Source organism: Pseudomonas marginalis (assembly GCF_008692035.1).
GTDB classification, from domain to species: Bacteria; Pseudomonadota; Gammaproteobacteria; order Pseudomonadales; family Pseudomonadaceae; genus Aquipseudomonas; species Aquipseudomonas marginalis.
In genome coordinates this window covers 3222796-3238147 of sequence record NZ_VTFG01000001.1, presented here as the reverse complement: position 1 = coordinate 3238147, position 15352 = coordinate 3222796, and the positions used below count along the sequence as shown (strand labels likewise).

The window sequence follows — 15352 nt, the reverse complement described above, 5'->3', positions numbered from 1 at the left end:
GTGGGAGGGCGCTTGGCTCCCTCCCAACTTTCAGATGTTCATGCTCTTGAAGTGCGCGAGCATCCGCTGCGCATCCGGCACCTCGCCACTGAACAACTCAAACGCCTTCACCGCCTGGAACACTGCCATGTTGCCGCCATCCAGGGTGCGGCAGCCCAAGGCGCGGGCATCGCGCAGCAGTTCGGTTTCCAGCGGGAAATACACAATTTCAGCCACCCACAGTTCGGCTCTCAGCAGGGCCGCGGGCACCGGTGTGCCGGGCAGCTTGGCCATGCCCATGGGCGTGGTGTTGACCAGGCCATCCGCCTCGGCCATGGCGTTCTCCAGGTGGGTGCCGACCTGGGCGCGACCGGCGCCGAAACGCTGGGCGAGGTTATCCACAAGGTCGCGGGCGCGGCTGGGTTCCACATCGAAAATACTCAAGTGTTCGACACCTTCCGCCAATAGCGCATGCGCCACTGCGGCACCGGCGCCACCCGCGCCCATCTGCACCACGCGTTGGCGCGGCACATCGTTGAGGTTGCGGCGAAAGCCTTCGGCAAATCCCAGGCAGTCGGTGTTATGGCCGATACGCTTGCCGTCCTTGAAGACCACGGTGTTGACCGCGCCGATGCCTCGGGCCTCGTCGGACAAATCATCGAGCAACGGCAGGATTGCCTGCTTGCACGGGTAGGTAATGTTCAACCCGGTGAAGTGCATCAACTCGGCAGCCTCCAGCAGGTCGGGCAGGGCGTTGATGTCCAGGTGCAGGGGCTCGAGGTCGATCAGGCGATACAGGTAGCGCAAGCCTTGGGCGTCGCCTTCCTGCTCATGCAACGCGGGGGTGCGGGAAGCCTGGATGCCGGCGCCGATCAGGCCGGCGAGGATGCGCGGTTTCATCGGGCCGACCCCTTCAACAACTGGCTGAAATGTTCCAGGGCCAAGTGGTAGCCATGGCTGCCAAAGCCCGCGAGCACCGCCTTGGCGATGGGCGACACAAACGAGTGATGCCGAAACGCCTCGCGCGCATGCACGTTGGATAAGTGCACCTCGATCACCGGCACTTCACTGGCCACCAAGGCGTCGCGAATGGCCACCGAGGTGTGGGTCCAGGCTGCCGGGTTGATCACGATACCGGCGCAGCGGGCGCGGGCGCCGTGGATCCAGTCGAGCAGTTCGCCTTCGTGGTTGGTCTGGCGGAATTCGATTTTAAGCCCCAGTTGTTCGGCGCTGCGGCCGCACAGGGCAGCGACGTCGGCCAGGGTTTCATGGCCGTAGGTCGCGGGTTCGCGGGTGCCGAGCAGGTTGAGGTTGGGGCCGTTGAGCACCAGCACGATGGGCGGCATACGGGGGATCTCCACAGTTCTTGTTGGTTGTGGGGATAAAATGTACTGGTTAGTTAATTTGGTCAATTGATGACGGCAGATGTGTTCGATTACCGAACCGTTAATCAGACGTGTCCGGCGCTCGAATCAGATTAGATATCAATTGAAAATCATTCTCGACAACGCTTAAGATGCCCGCCTGTTTCCTTTACATTCCAGGGAGTCGGTTTGTCGGACGTGGATCTCAAAGGCCTGTTTCTCAAGCACGCCGATACCCTGCGCGGGTATCTGGCGCGCAAGGTACGGGACCCGCAGTTGGCGGCCGACCTGGTGCAGGAGAGCTTCCTGCGCCTGGCGGAAAAACCTGCCGGCGAGCGTATCGACAACTCCCAGGGCTATCTCTATCGAACGGCGAGCAATCTGCTGATCGACCATATTCGCCAGGAAGCGCGGCGCAAGACAGACTCCGTGCCCCATGAGGCGCTGGCCGAGATTGAAGATGAAGTGGCCGGGTTGGAGGCTCAGGCAATGGCGCAGCAACAGCGACAGGCATTGAAGCAGGCGTTGGCGGAATTGCCGGAACGCACCCAGCAGATCTTCCGTCTGAACCGTATAGAGGGCATGACCCACGCCCAGGTCGCCCGGCATTTGGATATCTCCGACAGCTCCGTGCAAAAGCACCTGGCCAAGGCGCTGGCGTATGTGATGCAGCGCTTGCAGGACGGCGAGGTGGAGCCAGCCGACGAATGAATTACGGAAAAACCTCAGCTCAGACGTCACAGCGTCATATAACGAAAAATTCGAGATTCACACGTGAATAGCCAGGGTCCGCAACAGCACAGCATTACCGAGGAGGCCGCCGAGTGGGCGGTGCGCCTGCACGCCGGTGCCCTGACCGACCAGGAGCAGGCCGAGCTGCGCCAGTGGATCGCCTGCGACAGCCGCCACGAAGCGGCGCTGCGCTTTGCCGAACAGACCTGGGCGGCGTTGGGCGAGGTGCATAAGGACGAGAGCGTTCACCGCCAGCGCCCCGTGACCGCAGCGCTGCCCGTGCGTCGCTCCCTGCGGCGCAGGCCTTGGCAACGTGCGGCGGCGGTCGCGCTGGTCGTGGTGGTGGCCGGCGTCGGCTGGCTGCGCGGGCCGGACGCCTGGCTGCGCATGCAGGCCGACTATGTCACCCAAAAGGGCGAGGTACGCACCGTGCACTTGGCCGATGGCAGCACGGTGGAGCTGGATTCCGCCAGTGCCATCCGCCTGGATTACGACGGCGTGCAGCGGCGTATCAGCCTGATCCAGGGCTCGGCGATTTTTGATGTGGCGCCGATGGCGGGTCAGGAGACCCGTCCGTTCGTGGTGCAGAGCGCCGGCGGGCAGACGCGGGCGTTGGGCACGCGGTTTGTGGTGGAGCGCGAGGCCGACCGCCGTGCTTGGGTGGGCGTGTTGCAGCACAGCGTCGAAGTGTCTTTGCACGCCTCGCCGAAAAAAGGCCCGAGCGATCGGGTGCTCCAGGAGGGCCAGGCTGCGCGCTACAACGCCCAGGAGGGGGTGGTGCCCCTGGATCAGTTCGATGTAGACCGTGCCACCAGTTGGCGACGTGGCGTGCTGATCTTTGACCGCCAGCCCCTGGCCAAGGTCATTGAGCAGCTCAATCGCTACCGTCCGGGGCGGGTGGTGTTGACCCATTCCGATTTGGGCGAGCGCGAAGTCAGCGGCGTCTTCCGTCTCGACATGCTCGACAGCGCGCTCGGAACGCTCACCCAGGAACTTCAAGTGCAACGCTTGGACCTGGCAGGCCTCAGCCTGATCTATTGATGACCCGGTGGGAGGCCTGCTCTCACCCGCTTAAAACCCCCTGCGCAAAAACTTTTGAAAAAACCTTACTGACTTCCTGCGCCTCGTACGTCTTGCTAGGTGAGAAGCATTCGCATAAACAAACATACGATCAGCGCAGGGAAACCAGAAATGTCAGCACTCACCAAGGGGCGTATCACCGGTAGCCGGTTAGCCCTGGCCATCCACTTGGGTCTGTTCGCCGCGGCCGCTCCCGTGTATGCGGTGCAACCTCAGGCGGACGCTGCCCAGTCGGCGGTGCGGGTGTTCGATGTCCCGGCGCAATCCTTGGGCAGTGCCGTATTGGCCTTTGCCGACCAGGCCGGTCTGCAGGTGCTGTTCGACAGCCCGCGCCTGCAAGGCTTGCGCAGCACCGCGCTCAAAGGCAGCTTCAGCGTGCAGGAAGGGCTTGGCCGTTTGCTCGGTGCCACGCCGGTGGAGTACCGCTTTACCGGTGAGCGCCAGGTCACCCTCAACCGTGTCAGTGACGACCCCGACGGCGCCATGACCGTGGGCACCACCACCATCACCGGCAACACCAACGGCCAGGCCAGCGACTGGGTGTACCAGACCCCAAAGTCCGTGGCGGTGATCAGCCGCGACATGATCGATAAACGTCCGCCCCGTCACGCCGCCGACATGCTCGAAGAAACCGCCGGCGTCTACACCGCCGTCAACCAGCGCGACCCCGGCCTGTCGGTGAATATTCGCGGTGTGCAGGACTATGGCCGGGTGAACATGAACATCGACGGCATGCGCCAGAACTTCAATGTCAACGGCCACCAGCAGCGCAACGGCACCATGCTGATCGACCCGGAGTTCATCTCCAGCATCGAGATCGACAAAGGCAGCCAGTCGGGGCAGGGCGGTGCGGCCGTGCTGGGCGGCATTGCTTCGTTCAAGACCCTGGATGCCAGTGAGTTCCTCACGGACGGCAAGGACTACGGCGGCCGCCTTCGCGCCGGCAGCGGCATCGGTGAGCTGGGTAACGGCACCGACTTCAACGGCAGTGGCGTGTTTGCCTTTGGTGATGAGCGCGGCGATGTCGTGCTGGGCTACAGCGAGCGGCATTTCGGTAACTACCGCGCCGGCCGGCACAACGACGACAACCTGGGCACCAACCTGCGCGCCAGGTCATCTGCCCCTGCGGCCTTCGACGACTGGTTGAACAGCGAAGTCGGCGACACCGGCAGCGTGACCCGCTCGCAGATCGTCAAGTTCGGCCTGAACCTGCCAAACGACCAGCGCGTGCAGTTGAGCTACCTGGAAACCGACACCGACAGTAACGATGCCTGGGGCTATATCGCCAACGACCTTCAGAGCACCTACTACGTACGCACCAGCAAAAACAATCTCAACGCCAAAAACGTCGCGCTGGACTACAGCTACAGCCCGGACAACCCGTTGATCGATCTCAAGGCCAAGCTCTATTACGTCACCACCCAGATGGATCGCAGCAACGCCCCCAACCTGTCGTCGCCAGGTACCGGTAACTACGTCGGCGCCTACACCGATCACTTCCAGACCGACACCTGGGGCCTGCAGGGGGACAACAGCTCGCGGTTCGATTTTGGCTACCAGGGGCATGTCACCTGGAACTACGGGGTGGAGCTGTATCAGGACGAGTTCAAGCCCCGCACCAACAAAGTTGAAGCCACCAACAACCTGGGCTTGTTGCCTTACGCAGAGGGCAGCACCCCAGGGGGCAAGCGCACCATCGCCAGCCTGTTCAACAACGCGCAGTACGAATATGGCGGCTGGCTGACCCTGGATGCGGGCTTGCGTTATGACCGCTATCGGCTCGAAGGCGAAACCGGCATGACCCTGTACCGGCGTGATCGCTTCTACAACAGCCTTGTCGGTGCCAGGCGTGTCTCGGAAGTGATCGAGGTCGACCGTGAAGAAGGCCAGTTTTCCCCCACCTTCGGTCTCGCGGTGAAACCGGGCGTGGACTGGCTGCAACTCTATACCCGGTGGGGCAAGGGCTGGCGGCCACCGGCGGTGACCGAAACCTTCATGACCGGCCGGCCCCACGGTGGCGGTTCGGGAGAGCGCGTATTTCCCAACCCCTACCTCAAGCCTGAAGAGTCACGGGATTGGGAAGTGGGCATGAATGTCTTCAAGGAAGGCTTGTTTTTCAGTGACGATCGCCTCGGCATGAAGGTGGCTTACTTCGATACCCGGATCGAAAACTTCTCTTTCCTCAACACCAGCGTCAGCTTGCCGGAAACCCAGGTGGGTGGATTCCTCGGGACCATGGCTTACGTCAATAACACCAACCCGACGCGTTTTCGCGGGGTCGAATACCAGCTCAATTACGACATGGGGCGCGCGTACGCCAACCTCAGCTACACCCACATGATCGGCAGCAATGAGTTCTGCTCGAAGAACTATTACATGGGCGGTGCCAAGACCACCGGGCCAAGGACTACTCGCCTGGAGCGTTTCACCCTGCCGGATGGGCGCATCGGCATACGGCCGGTCACCACCTATGAGGTGTTGGATGACGACGTCGCCAACAACAAGGAAAGCTGCGGACGAATCATGGGGAACGCCACGTACATGCCGGCCGATCGCGGCTCGCTGACCCTGGGTACGCGCTTCCTGGAAAAACGCCTGGATACGGGTGTGCGTGTGCGCTACAGCTCGGGTAACGGCGAAAACCTCAATCAGCAGGGCTACGAGCTTATGGATCAGGCGATGTGGCCCAAGTACACGCTCTACGACCTGTACGCCAGTTACTGGATGACGGATCAACTGAACATTGCACTGGCGTTGGAAAACGCCACTGATGAAGCCTATTTCGTCGCCATGGGCGACGCCAACAACCTCAGCCTGGCGCGCGGGCGAACCCTGAGCGGCATGTTGGAATACAAATTCTGATCAGCGTGCGCAGGCACTTGATCAACGGTTTTGCCCATGGGTGGGCAAAAAGGCGCGCCGCACCGGCGTGCTCATCAACAACGTTGTTTAACGAGGTTTAGCGATGACTATTTCTGTTAGCTACGATTCGGGCCTGGGTTCTCTGTCGGTATCGGACTACCTGAGCTCGTGGGCAGTGGGGTTCAACACCGCAGGGCACGGCACCAGCAACACCGGCGGCTTCAGCAACGGCACCCTCAGCGGCGACCAGTATTCGACCCACGGCGCCAACAACTCCGAGTACGCGTTCATCGCCGACAGCGATACCAGCAATGGCCTGCACTATGTGTTCAACCCGTCGTTGCCCGCCAGCAGCAACCTGAACCACTACCTGTGGGGCGACCTGGATAACGTGCAACTGGGTACAGGCCTGGGCGGCGGCAGTGGCAGCGACTTCTCCCTGAGCGACTTCAAGGTCGCGTTCAACGGCCTCGACCTGAGCGCCGCCGAGGGCGCCGGCCGGGCTGGCAACGACGTACAGAGCGTGATCTACGGTTTGATGCAGGGCAACACCGCCGCGCTGGAAACCGTGCTCAACAACCTGCTCGACGACTTTGGCCTGTCCACTGCCAGTACCTTCGACGAAGTGTCGGCGGGCCTGGCGGCACACGCCAGCGCAGTGTCCACCGATGTTGCCCTGGTGGGCGTGCAGGACGTGGCACAGGACTGGGCACTCGCTGCCTGAACCTGCTGCCGCCTGAAAAAAGCGAATGGAAGATCGCTCTCCCATTCGCCGTACTACACCGCCGTCGCCCAAGCCTTCTAACTCTTCCGGCGACGGCGGTGCCGAATTCTGCGCAGCGCCGTATCGGCTGTCAACGCGGCGACGCTGCACGTTCAACCCCACGAGAATCCCCAGATGCGCCACGTCGGCAACGAAACCCTGGCCGCCCTCACGGCCTATAAAAGTGGCTTCTTCAACATCGGCCTGTTCTCGGCGGTGATCAACCTGCTGATGCTGGCTCCGGCGCTGTACATGCTGCAGGTATATGACCGGGTGCTGGCCTCGGGCAATCAGATGACCCTGTTGATGCTGACGCTGATGATCCTCGGCCTGTTCGGCCTGATGGGGGCGTTGGAGTGGGTGCGCAGCCAGGTGGTGATCCGCCTCGGCACGCAGATGGACATGGGCCTGAACCAGCGGGTCTACGACGCCGCGTTCGAAGCGCAACTCAAGGGCGGCACCCAGGCGGCGGGCCAGGCGTTGCATGACCTGACCACCTTGCGCCAGTTCGCCACCGGCCAGGCGCTGTTCGCGTTTTTCGACGCGCCGTGGTTTCCGGTGTACCTGCTGGTGATCTTCCTGTTCCACCCCTGGCTTGGCCTGCTGGCGCTGGGCGGCGCGGCGATATTGATCGCGTTGGCGTGGATCAACCACCATGTCAGCCAGGCGCCGATGGCCCAGGCCAGCCAACTGTCCATCCACGCCAGCCAGCAGGCCACGGCCAACCTGCGCAATGCCGACAGCATCGAGGCCATGGGCATGCTCGCCACCTTGCGCGGGCGTTGGTTCAATCAGCACCAGGCGTTCCTCGCCCAGCAAAACCTGGCCAGTGAAAAGACCGCCGCCGTCACCGCCTGGTCCAAGGGCGTACGCCTGGCCTTGCAATCGCTGGTACTCGGCCTGGGCGCGTTGCTGGCGGTGCAGGGCGATATCACGCCGGGGATGATGATTGCCGGCTCGATCCTGATGGGGCGGGTGCTGAGCCCCATCGACCAACTGATCGGCGTCTGGAAACAATGGGGCTCGGCGCGCCTGGCCTACGAGCGCTTGTCGCAACTGCTGGCGGCCAACCCGGCGCGACCGCCGCGCATGAGCCTGCCGGTGCCCAAGGGCCAGTTGAGCGTCGAGCACATCAGCGCCTGCGCCCCCGGCAGCCGTCGACCGGCGCTGGCCAATCTGGGGTTCAACCTGCCAGCGGGGGACGTGCTCGGCGTGATCGGACCTTCCGGCTGCGGCAAATCCACCCTGGCGCGGGTGCTGGTGGGCGCCTGGGCACCGCTGGCCGGCAAGGTGCGGCTGGACGGCGCCGACCTGGCCCAGTGGGACAAACAGCAACTCGGCCCGCACATCGGCTACCTGCCCCAGGACATTCAATTGTTCGCCGGCAGCATCGCCGACAACATCGCACGGTTTGCCGAACTGGATAGCGACAACGTCCTGGCCGCCGCGAAAATGGCCGGCGTACATGAACTGATCCTGCAACTGCCCCAAGGCTATGACACGCAATTGGGGGAGGGCGGTGCGGGGTTGTCCGGTGGCCAGAAACAACGCGTGGCCCTGGCCCGTGCGCTGTACGGCCTGCCGGCGTTGATCGTGCTGGATGAGCCCAACGCCAACCTCGACGAAGTGGGCGAGCAGGCGCTGCTCCAGGCCATCACCCAGCTTAAGCAGCAGCGCCGCACGGTGATCCTGATTACCCACAAAGCCAATGTACTGAGCCTGACCGACCAGTTGCTGATCCTCAAGGACGGCCAGTTGCAGGCCTTTGGTCCGACGGCGCGGGTGCTGGAGGCACGGCAGAAACCGGCAGCCTCCAAACCGGTGTCGACCCTGAGCATGAGCTACCGCCTCGGCGAAGGAAAACAGGCATGAGCATGAGTAAGCCGGTGCTGGTCAGCGACCGCCCTCACACGGTGTTGGCGCTGGATGACAAAAAATATTCGCGCCTGGGCTGGTTGTTGGTGCTTGGCGGCTTTGCCGGATTTATCGGCTGGGCCGCGTTGGCGCCGCTGGACAAGGGCGTGGCGGTGTCGGGCAAGGTCATGGTCTCTGGCCATCGCAAGACCGTGCAGCATCCTGCCGGGGGCATCGTCGAGCGTATCGAGGTGCGTGACGGTGATGTGGTCAACGCCGGCCAGGTGCTGTTGCGCTTGAAGGAGACGCCCTTGCGCGGGCAGATGCAGTCGCTGCGCAGCCAGTACCTGGCGTCCCTGGCCAGTGAGGCGCGCTTGAGTGCGGAAAGCGAAGGGCTGCCCGCCATCACCTTCGGTCCTGAATTGCTCAACGAGCCGGAGGCGGCCAACACCCTGAACCTGCAACGGCAACTGTTCACCAGCCGCGCCCAGGCGCTGGCCACCGAGCAGCAAGGCCTGCGCGAAACCATCGCCGGCGCCGAGGCGCAGTTGCGCGGCACGCGGGATTCCCAGGCGAGCAAGCTGCAGCAACGCGCGGCATTGAACGAGCAACTGCAAGGGCTGCGCGAGTTGGCGCGCGATGGCTATATCCCGCGCAATCGCCTGCTCGACAGCGAGCGCCTGTACGCCCAGGTCGACGGCACGATTGCCGAAGACTACGGGCGCATCGGCCAGTTGCAGCGCCAGGTTGTGGAACTGCGTCTGCGCATCCGCCAGCTCGGCGAAGAGTTCCAGAAAGACCTGCGCGGCCAGTTGGCCGAGACCCGCACCCGCAGCGATGACCTGCGTAACCGCCTGGCGTCGGCCGAGTTCGAACTGGCCAACAGCCTGGTGCGGGCGCCGGCCTCGGGGGTGGTGGTCGGGTTGGAGGTGTACACCGAAGGCGGCGTGATCAAGCCCGGCCAGGCCCTGATGGACATCGTGCCCCAGGGCGAACCGCTGTGGGTGGAAGCGCGGGTGCCGGTGCAAATGATCGACAAGGTGCATCCGGGCCTACCGGTGGAGTTGCTGTTCTCGGCGTTCAACCAGGCCACCACCCCACGGGTGGCCGGTGAGGTGACGCTGGTCTCCGCCGACCGCCAGGTCGATGAGCGCACCGATGAGCCTTATTACACCGTGCGCGCCCAGGTCAGTGCGGGGGGCATGCAACAACTGGACGGCGTGCGGATTCGTCCGGGCATGCCGGTGGAAACCTTCATCAAGACCGGTGAGCGTTCGATGCTCAACTACCTGTTCAAACCCTTGCTGGACCGTACCCACATGGCCCTGGTGGAAGAATGAAGGCGCTGTTTTTGACCCTGTGCCTGAGCGTTACACCGGCGGCACATGCCTTGGGTTTGCTCGACGCCTACGACCTCGCCCTGCGCAATGACCCGACCTTCCAGGCCGCCATCCAGGAGCGCGAGGCCGGTGAAGAGAACCGCGTGATCGGCCGAGCGGCGTTATTGCCGAACCTGTCCTGGAGCTATAACAACTCGCGCAACGAATCCGAAGTTACCCAAAGCACCGCCGTCGGCGATGTCACCAGTGACCGTGATTACCGCAGCTATGCCTCGACCCTGACTTTGCAGCAACCGTTGCTGGACTACGAAGCCTACGCGCGCTTTCGCCAAGGCACCGCCCAGGCGCTTATGGCCGATGAGCGTTTTCGCAGTAAGAGTCAGGAGTTGGCCGTGCGCGTGCTCAGTGCCTACAGCCAGGCGCTGCTGGCGCAGGAACGCATCGAGTTGAGCCGTGCGCAGAAACGTGCGTATGCCGAACGCCTGCAACTCAATGATCGCCTGCTCAAAGGTGGCGAAGGCACGCGCACCGATGTACTCGAAACCCAGGCACGCTTGAGCTTGGCCCAGGCGGAGGAAATCGAGGCGCTGGACGCCCAGGACAGCGCCTTGCGCGAGCTGGAAGCGATTGTCGGCCAACCGTTGCAGATCGAAGCGCTGGCACCCCTGGCCCGCCCATTCGACATCCCGCCCCTGGAGCCCAACCGCTTCGAAACCTGGCGCGAACTGGCCATGGCCAACAACCCCGAACTCAAGTCCCAGCACCACGCGCTGGACGTGGCGTCCTACGAAGTGGAGCGCAAACGCGCCGGGCACATGCCCAAGGTCAGCCTGTACGCCAGCAGCCGCCAGACCAGCTCCGATTCGGAAAGCAGCTACAACCAGAAGTACGACACCAACAGCGTCGGCATCCAGGTCAGCCTGCCGTTGTTTGCCGGCGGCTCGGTGTCGGCCTCTACGCGCCAGGCGGCCAATCAACTGTCCCAGGCCCAATACGAGCTGGACGCACACACCTCGGCGACGCTGGTGGAGCTGCGCAAGCAGTTCAACCTCAACACCAGTGGTGCGGCGAAAGTGCGTGCCTACGAGATGGCCGTCAGCTCAGCCACCGCACTGGTTACTGCGACCAGAAAGAGCGTCAGCGGCGGTGAGCGGGTCAACCTCGACGTGCTCGACGCCGAGCAACAACTGTTCACCGCCCGCCGCGACCTGGCGAATGCGCGGCATGCGTATCTGCTGGCCAGGATTCAGTTGAAGTATTACGCGGGGTTGCTGAGCGAGCAGGACTTGCGGGCGTTGGCGGGGTACTTCCAGCCTTCGGCATGAGTGGTTACAACCCGGCATTCGCCGGGTTTTTTGTGGTTACTAATCTGTGAAACAGCTTCGGGAATAGGGAGCCGGTTGTCGGGTGGCAGAGGGAAATTGTTACCTGGCGGAAAATAACCTAACGGATGGGTTACGATGAAAGTAGGTGTTTATAAGGGATATGTCATCTCGGTGTTTATCAGGGACGAGCATTGTCCGCCTCATGTACATGTCAGGGGCAGGGAATGGGATGCGCGGTTTCGTTTCAGTTTTTTGGATGGGGACGTTGAATTGTGGGACGTAGAGCCTGAACGGAGGCGGCCACCCACGGCGGTTCTGAAGGACATACGCGAGGTAATCATGCAGCGACATTATCTGGCACGGGCACGCAGGATTTGGTGGGAAAAACTGCAAACGGTTTGCCTGGAGAATCATTCCTGGAACTGGGACACCAGTGAATTGGTTCCAGGGTTAGTCATTCGACGTGGTGTCTACGTCATCGCAAGCGCCTGGCACGACGCTGTAGCGCAACGGACTATTTTGAATCTGGTAAGAGCGCCAGATTGCGTGGGGATTAATTTATGAAAATCGTAAAAGCCAAAGTCATACCTTATGTACCTCTCACTGACGCCGACATCGACAAGGCAATCGCCCGTGGCCGTAGGCTAAAGCGCCTGTACGCCAACGCCAGCAATGTGCGTTATGTAGACGACTGCATTTCCATCGGTTTCAGCGACGGCAGTCGCGTCATGCTGCCGGTGGCAGGGCTGCCGGAGTTCGAAGGGTTTTCAGAGGAAGATTTCCAGCAGTTGGAAGTCAGTTTCGGTGGCAAGGCTATTAGCTGTGAGGCCCGGGATCTGGATGTTTCGATCACGGGCCTGATCGCCACAAGCCAGCCGCTGATGGACCTGGCCACCAGCCTGGTAGCGTCACGCAACGGTCGCAAGAGCAGCGCCGCCAAATCCGCCGCCGCCCGAGCCAATGGCAAGAAGGGCGGCCGGCCACGCAAGAAGGAGCCTGAGGACGCTGAATTACCGCCGGGTCAATAACACCCCGGATTCCATATGGTGCGTCCAGGGGAACTGGTCAAACATCGCACACCGGGTAATGCGGTGGCTGTCATGCAGTTGCGCAATGTTCGCCGCCAGCGTCTCCGGGTTGCAGGAGATGTACAGGATATTGTCGAAGCGTCGGGTCAGTTCGCAGGTGTCCGGGTCCATGCCGGCGCGGGGCGGGTCGACGAATACGCTACCGAATTCATAGCTCTTCAGGTCGATGCCGTGCAGGCGGCGGAATGGGCGCACTTCGTTCAACGCTTCGGTGAGCTCTTCGGCGGAGAGGCGCACCAGGGTGACGTTACCCACCGCGTTTTCATCGAGGTTGCTCAGGGCCGCATTCACCGAGGTCTTGCTGATCTCGGTAGCCAGCACTTTACGCACACGGGTGGCCAGGGGCAGGGTGAAGTTGCCGTTGCCGCAATACAGCTCCAGCAAGTCATCCGGGCGATCGCCCAAGGCTTCGTATGCCCAGTTGAGCATCTTCTGGTTCACCGTGCCGTTGGGCTGGGTGAAGGCGCCTTCGGGTTGGCGGTAACTGAAAGTGCGGCCGCCGACGTCGAGTTTTTCCACCACGTAGTCGTGGCCGATCACATCGCGCTTGCCCTTGGAGCGGCCGATGATGCTCACATTCAATTCAGTCGCCAGCTTATTCGCCGCCGTGTGCCAGTGCTCGTCCAGCGGGCGGTGATAACACAGGGTGATCATCGCGTCGCCGGCCAGGGTGGTGAGGAACTCCACCTGGAACAGCTTGTGGCTCAGGGCAGCGCTGGCTTGCCAGGCGGCCTTGAGCTGGGGCATCAACTGGTTGATGCGCTGGCTGGCGATGGGGAACGCTTCGATCAGGATCGGCGTGCGCTTGTCGTCCTGGGAAAACATCGCGTAGTGGCGTTCACCGCCTTCGCGCCACAGGCGGAACTCCGCCCGCAGGCGGAAGTTCTGCAGCGGCGACTCGAAGACCTGCGGCTCGGGTGCGTCGAACGGTGCCAACAGGTCACGCAAGCGCGTGACCTTGTCTTGCAGTTGAGCGGTGTAGCGTGTGGCGTCAAAAGTCATGCGTTGAACCAGCCCAGCTTGATCACAAACAGAATCGACAGAATCACCAGTGCCGGGTTGAGCTCACGGTAGCGGCCCGAAAGCAGCTTGATGGCGGTCCAGGCGATGAAACCGAAGGCAATGCCGTTGGCGATGGAGTAAGTGAAGGGCATCGCCAGGGCGGTGATCACCACCGGCGCTGCAACGGTAATGTCATCCCAGTCGATTTCGGCCAGGCCTGAGGTCATCAATACGGCGACGAACAGCAGCGCCGGCGCGGTAGCAAAGGCCGGTACGCTGGCGGCCAGCGGCGAGAAGAACAGCGCCAGCAGGAACAGGATCGCCACCACGATGGCGGTCAAGCCGGTACGGCCACCGGCGCTTACGCCCGCAGCGGATTCGATGTAGCTGGTGGTGGTCGACGTACCCAGCAGCGAACCGGCCATGGCGGCGGTACTGTCGGCGATCAGCGCACGGCCCATTTTCGGCATGTGGCCGTCCTTGCCCATCAGCCCGGCGCGCTTGGCCACGCCGATCAGGGTGCCGGAGTTGTCGAACAGGTCGACGAACAGGAAGGCGAAGATCACGCTGACCAGGCCGATGTCCAGCGCGCCCTTGATATCCAGCTGCAGGAAGGTCGGGGCCAGGGACGGCGGCATCGACATCACGCCGCCAAACGCGGTGACGCCCAGCAGAATGGAGACGATGGTCACCGCCAGGATGCCGATCAGCACCGCACCGCGTACGGCCAGGGCTTCCAGCGCAACGATCAGCATGAAGCCGAGGATGGCCAGGATAGGCGCCGGCTTGGTCAGGTCGCCCATGCCCACCAGGGTGTTGGGGTTGCCGACCACGATCCCGGCGTTGTGCAGGGCGATCAGTGCCAGGAACAGGCCGATACCGGCGGCAATCGCCGAACGCAGGGGCAGGGGAATGCTGTTGATGATCCATTCACGGATACGGAAGATCGACAGCAGGAAGAACAGCACCGCCGAAATGAATACCGCACCCAGCGCAACCTGCCAGGTGTGGCCCATGTGCAACACCACGGTGTAGGTAAAGAAGGCGTTGAGGCCCATGCCCGGTGCCAGCGCGATCGGGTAGTTGGCGATCAGGCCCATCACGGTCGAACCGATGGCCGCCGCCAGGCACGTCGCGACAAATACCGCGCCCTTGTCCATGCCGGTCTCGCCGAGGATGCTCGGGTTCACGAACAGGATGTAGGCCATGGCCAGGAATGTCGTGATGCCCGCGAGGATCTCGGTGCGCACGTTGGTGTTGTGTGCCTTGAGTTGAAACAGCTTTTCCAGCATGCCTGCTCCCTGTGACGCTATGTTGCGTCGTTATTTGTTGACCTCTAAGTCAAAGCACAAACTGCGCCAAGCGCCTGTGGTTCCAGAGAGGATCGGAAAAAGCGGCGCATCATACCAGCAGCCGAGGCTGTGTGGCGCATGGCCTTGAGGCATACTGCGGCGACGTTCAACAGCGGGTCATCGACAGCATGAAAAAAGCCAACGCGTGGAGTCTAGCCCTGATCCCCTGTCTCGGCCTGTGGTTGGGCGCGGCACCGGTGTGGGGCGCGACTGCACCGCCCTTGAGCGAGGTGCGCGTATTCAAGGTCGAATCGGCGCACTGCACGGAAACCATCCCGGAACGCGCGCAAAGCACCCAGATGTGCACGCACCGTGGGCCCACCCAAGTGTCGGTGATGGAAGTCGGCCTGGGTAACAACCCGATGGGGCGCTTCAATGGTGCCGAACTGAGCGGGCAACGCACGCCCGTGTGCCAGGTCGGCAGCGTCAGCGAGGCCTGCAGCGGGGCAGGCACGCTGATGGGCTACATCTATGTATTTGACCTGAATGTCCAGGCCCAAGGCTGGTTCGAATACAGCAACTCGTCGATCAACGGCCCGCGGAACACCTTGAAGACCCTCCTCAATATCCGCTGATCAATCACCTTGAACGCTCAATACCCCGGGAAGTCG

14 protein-coding genes are annotated in these 15352 nt (G+C 62.4%); 10 read left to right on the top strand and 4 right to left on the bottom strand.

All coding sequences use genetic code 11. The annotated features are described in order from the left end of the window. Positions 1-30: 30 nt before the first annotated feature. Together FX984_RS15085 and aroQ are read right to left on the bottom strand one after the other, a co-directional pair. Positions 31-879, bottom strand: coding sequence for a shikimate dehydrogenase (locus FX984_RS15085; RefSeq protein ID WP_098480893.1), 849 nt, complete (start codon positions 877-879; stop codon positions 31-33). After that, positions 876-1325: a type II 3-dehydroquinate dehydratase gene (aroQ, locus tag FX984_RS15080; RefSeq protein ID WP_010206717.1), complete on the bottom strand. Its 450-nt coding sequence runs from the start codon at positions 1323-1325 to the stop codon at positions 876-878. Before aroQ ends, FX984_RS15085 begins: the two co-directional genes overlap by 4 nt. 207 nt (positions 1326-1532) lie before the next feature. On the opposite strand from aroQ, the gene FX984_RS15075 reads away from it, so the two are divergent. The 9 genes from FX984_RS15075 to FX984_RS15035 all read left to right on the top strand — a co-directional run bounded on the left by FX984_RS15075 (position 1533) and on the right by FX984_RS15035 (position 12327). Beyond that, complete coding sequence (locus tag FX984_RS15075; protein WP_065925006.1) at positions 1533-2054, top strand: RNA polymerase sigma factor; 522 nt, start codon at positions 1533-1535, stop codon at positions 2052-2054. A gap of 63 nt (positions 2055-2117) precedes the next feature. Then, on the top strand, positions 2118-3116 hold the full coding sequence (locus FX984_RS15070) for a FecR family protein (protein WP_098480895.1): 999 nt from the start codon (positions 2118-2120) through the stop codon (positions 3114-3116). Positions 3117-3266: 150 nt separating this feature from the next. Beyond that, a complete protein-coding gene (locus tag FX984_RS15065) occupies positions 3267-6017 on the top strand; it encodes a TonB-dependent receptor (protein WP_146477839.1) in 2751 nt (916 codons plus the stop codon). A gap of 103 nt (positions 6018-6120) precedes the next feature. Then, entirely contained in the window at positions 6121-6741 is a 621-nt protein-coding gene (locus FX984_RS15060) for a heme acquisition protein HasA (protein WP_065924157.1), read from the top strand. A gap of 174 nt (positions 6742-6915) precedes the next feature. Further along, positions 6916-8652, top strand: coding sequence for a type I secretion system permease/ATPase (locus tag FX984_RS15055; RefSeq protein ID WP_092358260.1), 1737 nt, complete (start codon positions 6916-6918; stop codon positions 8650-8652). Further along, on the top strand, positions 8649-9974 hold the full coding sequence (locus FX984_RS15050) for an HlyD family type I secretion periplasmic adaptor subunit (protein ID WP_146477841.1): 1326 nt from the start codon (positions 8649-8651) through the stop codon (positions 9972-9974). Before FX984_RS15055 ends, FX984_RS15050 begins: the two co-directional genes overlap by 4 nt. Then, positions 9971-11299, top strand: coding sequence for a TolC family outer membrane protein (locus FX984_RS15045; RefSeq protein ID WP_108574267.1), 1329 nt, complete (start codon positions 9971-9973; stop codon positions 11297-11299). The genes FX984_RS15050 and FX984_RS15045 overlap by 4 nt, the downstream gene beginning before the upstream one ends. A gap of 135 nt (positions 11300-11434) precedes the next feature. Continuing rightward, positions 11435-11863 carry a DUF4160 domain-containing protein gene (locus FX984_RS15040; protein ID WP_098480898.1) on the top strand — a complete coding sequence of 143 codons (429 nt, stop codon included), beginning with the start codon at positions 11435-11437 and terminating at the stop codon, positions 11861-11863. Further along, a complete protein-coding gene (locus FX984_RS15035) occupies positions 11860-12327 on the top strand; it encodes a DUF2442 domain-containing protein (protein ID WP_027605298.1) in 468 nt (155 codons plus the stop codon). Before FX984_RS15040 ends, FX984_RS15035 begins: the two co-directional genes overlap by 4 nt. Here the strand turns inward: FX984_RS15035 and trmA are convergent. Together trmA and FX984_RS15025 are read right to left on the bottom strand one after the other, a co-directional pair. Then, positions 12310-13389, bottom strand: coding sequence for a tRNA (uridine(54)-C5)-methyltransferase TrmA (gene trmA, locus FX984_RS15030; protein ID WP_027605299.1), 1080 nt, complete (start codon positions 13387-13389; stop codon positions 12310-12312). The genes FX984_RS15035 and trmA overlap by 18 nt on opposite strands. After that, on the bottom strand, positions 13386-14681 hold the full coding sequence (locus tag FX984_RS15025) for an NCS2 family permease (protein ID WP_053137959.1): 1296 nt from the start codon (positions 14679-14681) through the stop codon (positions 13386-13388). Before FX984_RS15025 ends, trmA begins: the two co-directional genes overlap by 4 nt. Positions 14682-14869: 188 nt before the next feature. Between FX984_RS15025 and FX984_RS15020 the strand changes: the two genes are divergently transcribed. Then, positions 14870-15316, top strand: a complete 447-nt coding sequence (locus tag FX984_RS15020; RefSeq protein WP_027605301.1) for a DUF4879 domain-containing protein — start codon at positions 14870-14872, stop codon at positions 15314-15316. The last annotated feature ends 36 nt before the right edge of the window (positions 15317-15352 follow it).

Bases quoted from the DNA above. Each gene is read 5' to 3' on its own strand.
- FX984_RS15085 (WP_098480893.1), bottom strand. From the start codon at position 879: ATGAAACCGCGCATCCTCGCCGGCCTGATCGGCGCCGGCATCCAGGCT.
- aroQ (WP_010206717.1), bottom strand. From the start codon at position 1,325: ATGCCGCCCATCGTGCTGGTGCTCAACGGCCCCAACCTCAACCTGCTC.
- FX984_RS15065 (WP_146477839.1), top strand. From the start codon at position 3,267: ATGTCAGCACTCACCAAGGGGCGTATCACCGGTAGCCGGTTAGCCCTG.
- FX984_RS15060 (WP_065924157.1), top strand. From the start codon at position 6,121: ATGACTATTTCTGTTAGCTACGATTCGGGCCTGGGTTCTCTGTCGGTA.
- FX984_RS15055 (WP_092358260.1), top strand. From the start codon at position 6,916: ATGCGCCACGTCGGCAACGAAACCCTGGCCGCCCTCACGGCCTATAAA.
- FX984_RS15050 (WP_146477841.1), top strand. From the start codon at position 8,649: ATGAGCATGAGTAAGCCGGTGCTGGTCAGCGACCGCCCTCACACGGTG.
- FX984_RS15045 (WP_108574267.1), top strand. From the start codon at position 9,971: ATGAAGGCGCTGTTTTTGACCCTGTGCCTGAGCGTTACACCGGCGGCA.
- FX984_RS15040 (WP_098480898.1), top strand. From the start codon at position 11,435: ATGAAAGTAGGTGTTTATAAGGGATATGTCATCTCGGTGTTTATCAGG.
- FX984_RS15035 (WP_027605298.1), top strand. From the start codon at position 11,860: ATGAAAATCGTAAAAGCCAAAGTCATACCTTATGTACCTCTCACTGAC.
- trmA (WP_027605299.1), bottom strand. From the start codon at position 13,389: ATGACTTTTGACGCCACACGCTACACCGCTCAACTGCAAGACAAGGTC.
- FX984_RS15025 (WP_053137959.1), bottom strand. From the start codon at position 14,681: ATGCTGGAAAAGCTGTTTCAACTCAAGGCACACAACACCAACGTGCGC.
- FX984_RS15020 (WP_027605301.1), top strand. From the start codon at position 14,870: ATGAAAAAAGCCAACGCGTGGAGTCTAGCCCTGATCCCCTGTCTCGGC.